Genomic DNA, 8,487 nt, shown 5'->3' on the forward strand with positions numbered 1-8,487 from the left:
CAAAACAGCGTAGTCAGCGCCCCCCCGAATCATTTAAGGCCTGCTATGTCTTAGGTTCCTAAGCCATCAACAACGAGGAGGGCCAAATATGGCGAAGAAAGCAGCGACCCCGACCACCGTCACGCTCAAGCATCTCGCAGCAGCGCTGTCGGAGGAGCACGAGCTGTCGAAGAAGCAGACCGAAGCCATCATGAACGATCTGGTTGGTCGCATCACCAAGCACCTGAAGAAGGGCGAGCGCATCCGTATTGTCGGCCTCGGCATCCTCCAGGTGCGCAAGCGCGCCGCCCGCATGGGCCGCAATCCCGCCACCGGCGAAGCAATCCACATCAAGGCCAGCAAGAAGGTCGCCTTCCGCGCCGCCAAGGAGCTGAAGGAAGCCGTCTGATCCGACGGGTTTCCTATCGAGACATTGCGTCATCCCGGGGCACCGCCTAGGTAGCACCGGGATGACGTTTGTTTTTGTACGGTGATCGACTGTGACCCCAGCTCTGAAGTTTACCCACGGTGTCACCGAGCGCTTGCTGCGCTATGTCGTCATCGACACCCAGTCGGACCCGGCTTCGCCGAGTTGCCCGTCCACCGAGAAGCAAAAGGACTTGGGGGCCCTGCTCGTCAAAGAGCTGCTGGAGATGGGCGTCGGCGATTCGCATCTCGATGAGCACGGCTATGTCTATGCGACCATCCCCGCCAATACCGGCAAGCGCGTGCCGGTGATCTGTTTCTGCTCGCATATGGACACCTCGCCGGACTGCACCGGCAAGGACGTCAAACCGCAAATCGTCAGGAATTACCGCGGTGGCGATATCGTGCTGCCGGCCGATCCCAGCCAGGTCATCCGCCTCGCCGACAATCCCGCGCTGTCGGACCAGATCGGCAACGACATCGTGACCAGCGACGGAACTACGCTGCTCGGGGCCGACAACAAGGCGGGCCTTGCCGAAATCATGGATGCGGCGCATTTCCTGCTTGGCAATCCCCAAGTCAAGCACGGTACCATCAAGCTGCTGTTCACGCCCGATGAAGAGATCGGCCGCGGCGTCGACAAGGTGGACCTGAACAAGCTTGGCGCCGATTTCGCCTATACGATCGACGGCGAAACCGCCGGAAATATCGAGGATGAAACCTTTTCCGCCGATGGCGTCACGCTCGCGATCGAAGGCGTCAGCACCCATCCCGGCTTTGCCAAAGGCAAGATGGAGCACGCCATCAAGATCGCGTCCGCCATCGTGGCGCGGCTGCCGAAAGACACCTGTTCGCCGGAAACCACCGAAGGCAAGGAGGGCTTTCTGCACCCGGTCGGCATATCGGGCGCGCTGGAGAAGGCCACGCTGGGCTTCATCGTGCGCGATTTCACCGATCAGGGCCTGAAGGAAAAAGAGGATCTGCTGGAAGCCATCGTCAAGGACGTGATGAAGGATTTTCCGCACTCGTCCTGGCGGATGGAGATAAAACAGCAGTACCGCAACATGAAGCAGGTGATCGACCGTCATCCGGAGACCGTCGACAACGCGATGGAAGCGATCCGCCGCGCCGGCCTCACCCCCAAAAGGGCCAGTATCCGCGGCGGCACCGACGGCTCGCGGCTGTCGTTCATGGGCCTGCCCTGCCCCAACATCTTCGCCGGCGAACACGCCTTCCATTCGCGCACCGAATGGGTCAGCGTGCAGGACATGGAAAAGGCGGTGCAGACCATCGTTCACCTCGCAATGATCTGGGAAGAACGGGCGTAGGCGGCGTGATGGCCACGCATACCGATCCGGGCTTGCGTGGATCTAACCAAACCGTTCTGCTGGTTGGCGCAACCGGCGCATTTGGCGGGCGCCTCGCCGAAGGTTTGATCCGTTCGGGCATCGTCGTGATCGGGGTCGCCCGCAACAAAGCGCGTCTTGACGCTCTGGCACGGCGGCTCGGTCCTTTGTTCGCAGTCGAGCCGCTCGACCGGGCCAACATCGACGCGGCCGGCCTGCAGGGATTGCGCGCGCGGTGGCCGGGCCTGTTCGCGGTGGCGGATGCCTCGGGGCCGTTTCAGACCAGCGACTACCGGCTGCCGCGAGCTGCGATCGGCGCGCGTCTGCATTATGTCGACCTTGCCGACGCGCGCGGCTTCGTGGCCGGCAGCCGCGTCCTCGATGCGGAAGCCCGTGCGGCAGATGTCGCCGTGCTGGCGGGATCAAGTTCAACCCCTGCACTGTCGCATGCCGTGCTGGATACGCTGGTCGCCGGCGCGCGCAAGGTCATCACGATCGAGGTCAGCATCGCGCCCGGCAACCGCGCGCCACGCGGCCTGAATACGGTGCATGCGGTGCTGTCCATGGTCGGCCGACCGATCCCAGTGTTTCGCGGCGGCCGCTGGACCGAGGAAGTTGGATGGGGACTGAATAAAACCATCGAACTTCCCGGCGTCGGCAACCGAAGGGTCGCGCTGTGCGAAACACCCGACCTCGACCTGCTCGTCGAACGCTACCATCCCTCTGCGGATGCGATCTTTCGCGCCGGACTGGAACTGCGCGTGCTTCACGAGGGCGTCGCCGCACTCGGTCTGCTCGTGAGACTGGGCGTCCTGAAATCGCTGGCGGCATTGGTCCGACCGCTGCGCGCTCTTGCTTACCTGTTCAAGCCGTTCGGCACGGATCGCGGCGGCATGCGCGTCGATGTCCTTCTTGAAAATGACGCAGGCCAATTGGTGCGCCGGGTGTGGACGCTGGCCGCGGACGCCGGCGACGGGCTTTGCGTGCCAACGATGCCCGCGCTCGCGGCGCTGAAAATGCTCGGCGCCGGCAGGCTGGAATGGCGGGGTGCAGGCCCCAGCGCCGGCTTCATTCCATACGACGCAATCGCCGCGGAATTCGGCCACCACAATATCAAGACGCAGATCCAAGAAATATCGGCGCCCGCCCCGCTTTTCCGGCGGCTGCTGGGTGGCGCCTATGATGCGTTGCCGCCAGCGGTCCGGCAGGCGCACGAGGTGCACGGCGTTCTCGTCCTCGAAGGCAAGGCAGATGCCGCAAGTCCCGACCACGTCCTGGGTGCTTTGATCGCATGGCTATTCCGGCTGCCGCGGTCCGGCTCGAACATGCCCGTTCGCGTCGAGATGCGCAGCGAGGACGATGGATCGGAAACCTGGACGCGAATCTATCCAGGCGTGACGATGCGTTCGAACCTGCGCAACGCCGATTCCAGGACGCAGCAGCTTGACGAGGTGCTCGGTCCGTTGTCGATCCGCCTGCAATGGACAGCGAGCGAGCGCGGCTTGCAATTGCGAACCATTAGCGCTCGCATGTTCGGGTGCCCGCTACCAAACTTTTTGCGGCCGCGCTCGCATGCCAGCGAGACCGTCGACGCGGACGGCCAATTCCATTTCGACGTGCCGATTGCGTTGCCGCTGATCGGCACCATCGTCCATTACAAAGGAAGTCTGAAGCCGGCCGAGATATCCCTGCAGCAGTGATGGATTTTGAATCGCCGGCCCTCTCGTCGTAACTGAAATCCTCTAACCGGCAGAGCGCCACCTCGCCTTCTGTTAGCGCGAGTGGCATCGACGGATTCGCCTTCAACTTGCGCTTGTCTGCACTGCGAACGACACGTTAGTTGCAATTCATTCTCATTACTGTTCGTGATTGTAATTTTTTCGAAAGTTGCATTGACTTTATCGTTCAACCGGTAAATTCTTGTGGCAATTCGAAGGCAATTTCTGAGCACAAAGAAGTAAAAGTAACGGCAAAAGTTACATGCATCACTAAGCGCCAAAATCCGAATCGTCCGATCTGACAAACCCTTTCACCGCTGAAAGGCGATGGAGCAATGCGCGGCAAACCCCTCGTTTGTCGTGGCGATTTTTCACGGGGCAACGGGAAAAGAAAAGGGGCTGACATGTATATATCACCCAAGGCATCGGCGGCGCGTCAGCGTGAAGCGCAGAACGCGCGGGACAATCGGGCGGAGATCATCAAGGCGCTCGGTCAAGGCCAGATCACACGACGCGATCTTTATAAATGGGGGATATTCACGGTTACAGGTGCGCTGGCATTGAAGAACGGCCTCAGCCCGTTTGCGACAAGCGCATTCGCCAACGTTCCGACCGGCACGCCGCGTAGCCCGCTTTTTGGCGCGCAGAAATTCTCCACCCCGATGCCGCGGCTGGCACTGCAGACCCCGATCCCGCTCACCAAAGATGTCGCAACCGGCAATGCGGTGTTTCCTGCCGCGCTCGGCGAACGGCCCGCCAAGCGCTTGTCCTATCATACCGATTTCACCGCCAACCCGACTAATCCGGCATTCAAGAATCTGATTTCCGGGCGAGGGCCGATCGAAGGCCGGCCGCCGGGAGAAATCTTCGCCCATCAGCGCTGGGACGAATTCTTCCCCAAGGTCGGCTACGTGATGTCGGTCGGACAGATTGCTCCCAACAGCCGGTTTCATCCCAATTTTCCGGCGCAACTTCCGAACAGCGTCTGGAGTTACGGCACCGGCCGGAATGTGCAGGGGCGCCTGCCGCCGCCGCTGTTCAAGGGCCGTTATGGCGAACCCATCCTGACCCGCATCTACAACAACTTGCAGGTGTTGCGCTCAGCCAACGATTCCGGCTTCGGCGTCAACGAAACCCAGGTTCACTTCCACAACGCGCATAATGGCGCGGAGAGCGATGGCGCGGCCAACGTCCATCACTTCCCCGGCACGTTCTACGACTATCGCTGGAGCACGACGCTGGCGCGGCGCGACAAGATCAACACCCTGGCGACCGACCCCAGGGCGTCCGGCCCGAACGGTAGCGGCGGTCTTGTCAACGTGCCCGGCGATTTCCGCGAACTGCAGGGGACCTTGTGGCTGCACGATCACCGCTTCTTCTTCACCGCCGAGAATGTCTACAAAGGCAATATGGCGATGGTGAACTATTACAGCGGTCCCGATCGCGGCAATGAATCGCTCTCTGACAACGTCAATCTGCGGCTGCCGAGCGGAAGCTTCCTCGATTACGGCAACATCGATTTCGACGTCAATCTGATCATCTCGGATGCAGCATTCAAGCCCAACGGCCAGCTGTTTTTCGATATCTTCACCACCGACGGCTTCCTGGGCGACGTGCCGCTGGTCAACCTCGCCTACGCGCCGTTTTTCGAGGTGCTTCCCCGCAAGTACCGTTTCCGAATCCTCAATGCCTGCATGTCGCGGTTCTGGAAGTTCGCACTCGCCGGCCCGAACGGAGCGGCGGTGCCGTTCAAGTTCATCGCCAATGACGGCAACTTCGTCGTCAACCCGATCACACTCACTTCGCTGGATCAACAGGGTATCGCCGAGCGCTACGACATCATTGTCGACTTCTCCACCTTCCCGGTCGGCTCCAAGATCAGGCTGGTGAACCAGGTAACCATGCGTGACGACGGGCGCGGGCCGGACAACGAGCTCACTCTGGCGCAGGCGTTGGCGGGCGATCCGGACGATCCGTGTATCGGAGCGGTGATGGAGTTCCGGGTCGCCAGCACGGTCCAGAGCGTGGATGCTCCGGGCTTCACTTATACCTCGGCCGCGCCGGACCCCAGCCAGGTGCCCGCCGTGCTCACGCAGCAAATCCCGATCGTCGCCCCGGTGCGGACAAGGCTGGTCGAATTCGGACGCTCCGGCACCGGCGATTCGCGCAATCCCCAGACCGGTCAATGCACCCCGGACTGCGCGGAAACCGCGACGTTCCCGTGGACCATCAAGATCAACGGCCAGGAAGCGCATTCCATGAATGCGAACAAGATTTCCTTGCTGATCCCCAAACCGGGCGAAGTCGAGCACTGGACCTACGTCAACGGCGGCGGCGGCTGGGACCACCCCATCCACCTGCACTTCGAGGAAGGCATCACCATGAACCGGGGCGGCGACGCGATTCCGGCGACCGAACTGAACGTCCGCAAGGATGTTTGGAGATTGCGCAGCAGCGGCCAGCGAAAGGTCCAGTTCCAGGTCCAGTTCGGAGAATTCGGCGGATCCTATGTCAACCACTGTCACAATACGGTGCATGAGGACTTCGCCATGCTGATGCGTATTCAGCTCCTGACCGGAGTGGCGGGATCGCCGCAGACCGCGGTCACGCCGACGCCTAACCCGACCCCCGACGGCGTGGTCTGGACCACACCGGAGATTCTGCCTGAAGGCGACCCCAGATAACCGGCGAACGGCCAATGCAGGAGAAGACAATGAGAACCCGCAGAACGATTCTGAATCTATTGGGCGCCGGCGCGGCCGGCACGCTCGCCGTCGCTTTGATCGCCTCGCCGGCGGCGGCCCAGACCGCGACCAGTCAGGGCGTGATCGCCGCGCCCGCGCCTGGGAAAAAGAAGCCGACCTCTGCGACGCCGGAGATGATTGACGAGGCGGTACAGCGGTCGCAGGCACGCACCGCCAAGGCAGCACCCACGGCAACATCCGCGGGCAAGCCGGAACAGTTTGGCAGCGAGGAGCCATTCACCTACGTGCCGGGCAAGACTTTCTGAAACGCGTTGACACCTGATTTGCAAAGTACCTCGCGAGATGGTCTCGCGAGGCGGGGGAGACGTGCATGCGATACCTGCGTTTGATGGCTGCTGCCGCGGTCGCCGCCGCTGCGATCTGGAATTCCAGCGACGGCACGGCGCAAGACCGTCCGTGGGGTGCGGACTACATCCCCAATCTGACCGTGACGACGCAGCATGGAAAGCCGGTGAAATTCTACGACGATCTGGTCAAGGACAAGATCGTCATCATGAGTTTCATCTATACGAGCTGCACCGACATTTGCCCCCTCACCACGGCGCGTATGGCGCAGCTGGAAGAAAAGCTGGGGGACATGGTCGGCCGCGAGGTGTTCATCCTTTCGATGACCGTCGATCCGGAAAGAGACACGCCCGAACGGCTCAAGGAATATGCGGAAAGGTTTCACGCGGGTCCCGGATGGTCATTCGTGACCGGAAAGCCGGAGGACATCCGCGCCATCAATTACAAGTTCGGCGAGCGCAGCAAGCTGTTGAACGAGCACCGCAATGAGATCGTGCTTGGCAACGACGCCACCGGCGAATGGCAAAAGGATTCGGTGTTCGGCGATATCGATCGCCTCGCCATGACGGTCCGTTCGCTGGATCCGAAGTGGCGGGACCAGATACGCCCGCCCGATCAAAACCCGGCGCGCAACACCGGCATGGCCATGGGCAGCCAGCCCGGCCAGGCCCTGTTCAAGAAGATGTGCGCCCCATGCCATACTATCGGCGTCGGCAACCGGGTGGGCCCTGACCTGCGCGGCGTCACCGACCGGCGCGACAAGCTCTGGCTGGAATCCTTTATCCAGAATCCGGCGACGTTGCGGGCAAAACACGATCCAGTCGCGCTCGCGCTTGCAGCGGCATTCCCCGCGGTGCGGATGCCCGCGCTGGGCGTCGCCCAGGGCGACGCCGCCGATCTGGTTTCGTACCTGACGACGGAGACGGCGCGGCTGGAGCAAGACAAAGGGCCCGCGATGCCCGAGCATCACGATCATCAGCATCGTCATTGAGGATTTGCACAGGAAGCGGCTGTTACAGCGGCTTGCCAAGCCGAAGCTCGTAAGAGCGAAGGCTGGTAGGCGGTGACGGATTCGAACCGCCGACCCTCTCGGTGTAAACGAGATGCTCTAACCAGCTGAGCTAACCGCCCTCGCCGCCTGTTTAGCGCCCCTGCAGCCGGTCGCGCAAGCTACGGCACGATTTTGATCGGCCCCGGGAACGTTCATTCGGTCGGCCGGCCGGGCAAGGCCGATAGATCGTCGATCCATGGCGCCGCCGAACGGCACCAGATTTGCCGCGCCGGTTTCAGCCGGTCGCGCTGGCGGATGCTGCCCCAGCGGATGCCCCAATCGTCGGCCGCATCGCCCTCGCCGCTGGTGAACAGCGGTGAGCCGCAATCGGGACAGAAATGCTGGACCCGGATGCGGCCATTGTCGCCGGCCTTGGCGTAAGTCTTCGGCGGCTTCCCGGTCATCCGGAGGTTCTTGCCGGAGCAGATCCCAGTGACCCGATAGGGTGAACCGGTCAGCGTCTGGCAATCCGTGCAGTGGCAGATCGAGACGCGCTGCGGATCGATCTCGGCCTGATAGCTCACACGTCCGCAGTGGCATTGTCCATCGATGTGCATTGCGTGATTTCCGCCAGTAAGAAGAAACCGCTTCTCCAAAAAGAAACGGCGCCCGAAGGCGCCGTCTTATCATGGTCCGGTTGGTTCTTTCAGTGCGCCGTCAGGCCGCCCGCCGCTTCATCCGTGGCGTCAGGCTTGACCGGCAGCTTGGTGTCCTCTTCCCAGACGATCGGCACCGGCGCCCGCACCAGGGCCTTGGAGATCACGTCGTCGAGACGTGCGACCGGAATGATGGTCATGCCGCCCTTGATCGCATCGGAAATCTCCGTGAGATCCTTGGCGTTGTCCTCCGGGATCAGCACCGTCTTGATGCCGCCGCGCGCGGCCGCCAGCAGCTTCTCCTTCAAGCCGCCGATCGGC

Annotated in this window: 8 protein-coding genes and 1 tRNA gene; 6 read left to right on the forward strand and 3 right to left on the reverse strand. The window is 62.0% G+C overall.

Features of this window, described 5'->3' with window-relative positions:
• Positions 1 to 88: 88 nt before the first annotated feature.
• The 6 genes from VGP39_RS25520 (at position 89) to VGP39_RS25545 (ending at position 7,510) form a co-directional block, all read left to right on the forward strand.
• The gene (locus VGP39_RS25520; protein WP_327570867.1) at positions 89 to 388 is read left to right on the forward strand and encodes an HU family DNA-binding protein; all 300 of its coding nucleotides are present in this window, start codon (positions 89 to 91) and stop codon (positions 386 to 388) included.
• 91 nt (positions 389 to 479) lie between these two features.
• The gene (pepT, locus tag VGP39_RS25525) at positions 480 to 1,733 is read left to right on the forward strand and encodes a peptidase T (RefSeq protein WP_327570868.1); all 1,254 of its coding nucleotides are present in this window, start codon (positions 480 to 482) and stop codon (positions 1,731 to 1,733) included.
• Positions 1,734 to 1,741: 8 nt separating this feature from the next.
• Positions 1,742 to 3,451 carry a DUF4166 domain-containing protein gene (locus tag VGP39_RS25530; RefSeq protein WP_327570869.1) on the forward strand — a complete coding sequence of 570 codons (1,710 nt, stop codon included), beginning with the start codon at positions 1,742 to 1,744 and terminating at the stop codon, positions 3,449 to 3,451.
• Between the two features lie 422 nt (positions 3,452 to 3,873).
• Positions 3,874 to 6,153, forward strand: a complete 2,280-nt coding sequence (locus tag VGP39_RS25535) for a multicopper oxidase domain-containing protein (RefSeq protein WP_327570870.1) — start codon at positions 3,874 to 3,876, stop codon at positions 6,151 to 6,153.
• Positions 6,154 to 6,182: 29 nt separating this feature from the next.
• A complete protein-coding gene (locus VGP39_RS25540; RefSeq protein WP_327570871.1) occupies positions 6,183 to 6,479 on the forward strand; it encodes a hypothetical protein in 297 nt (98 codons plus the stop codon).
• 65 nt (positions 6,480 to 6,544) lie between these two features.
• On the forward strand, positions 6,545 to 7,510 hold the full coding sequence (locus VGP39_RS25545) for an SCO family protein (protein ID WP_327570872.1): 966 nt from the start codon (positions 6,545 to 6,547) through the stop codon (positions 7,508 to 7,510).
• A gap of 63 nt (positions 7,511 to 7,573) precedes the next feature.
• Here the strand turns inward: VGP39_RS25545 and VGP39_RS25550 are convergent.
• The 3 genes from VGP39_RS25550 to VGP39_RS25560 all read right to left on the reverse strand — a co-directional run.
• Positions 7,574 to 7,650 (reverse strand) — tRNA-Val (locus VGP39_RS25550).
• Positions 7,651 to 7,722: 72 nt separating this feature from the next.
• Positions 7,723 to 8,127 (reverse strand): GFA family protein, encoded by a 405-nt coding sequence (locus tag VGP39_RS25555; RefSeq protein ID WP_327570873.1) that lies wholly within the window; start codon positions 8,125 to 8,127, stop codon positions 7,723 to 7,725.
• A gap of 89 nt (positions 8,128 to 8,216) precedes the next feature.
• On the reverse strand, positions 8,217 to 8,487 hold a 271-nt coding region (locus VGP39_RS25560; RefSeq protein WP_327570874.1), incomplete at its 5' end, for a S16 family serine protease.

Origin of the sequence: Bradyrhizobium sp., assembly GCF_036009065.1 — a bacterium.
Lineage (GTDB): Bacteria > Pseudomonadota > Alphaproteobacteria > Rhizobiales > Xanthobacteraceae > Bradyrhizobium.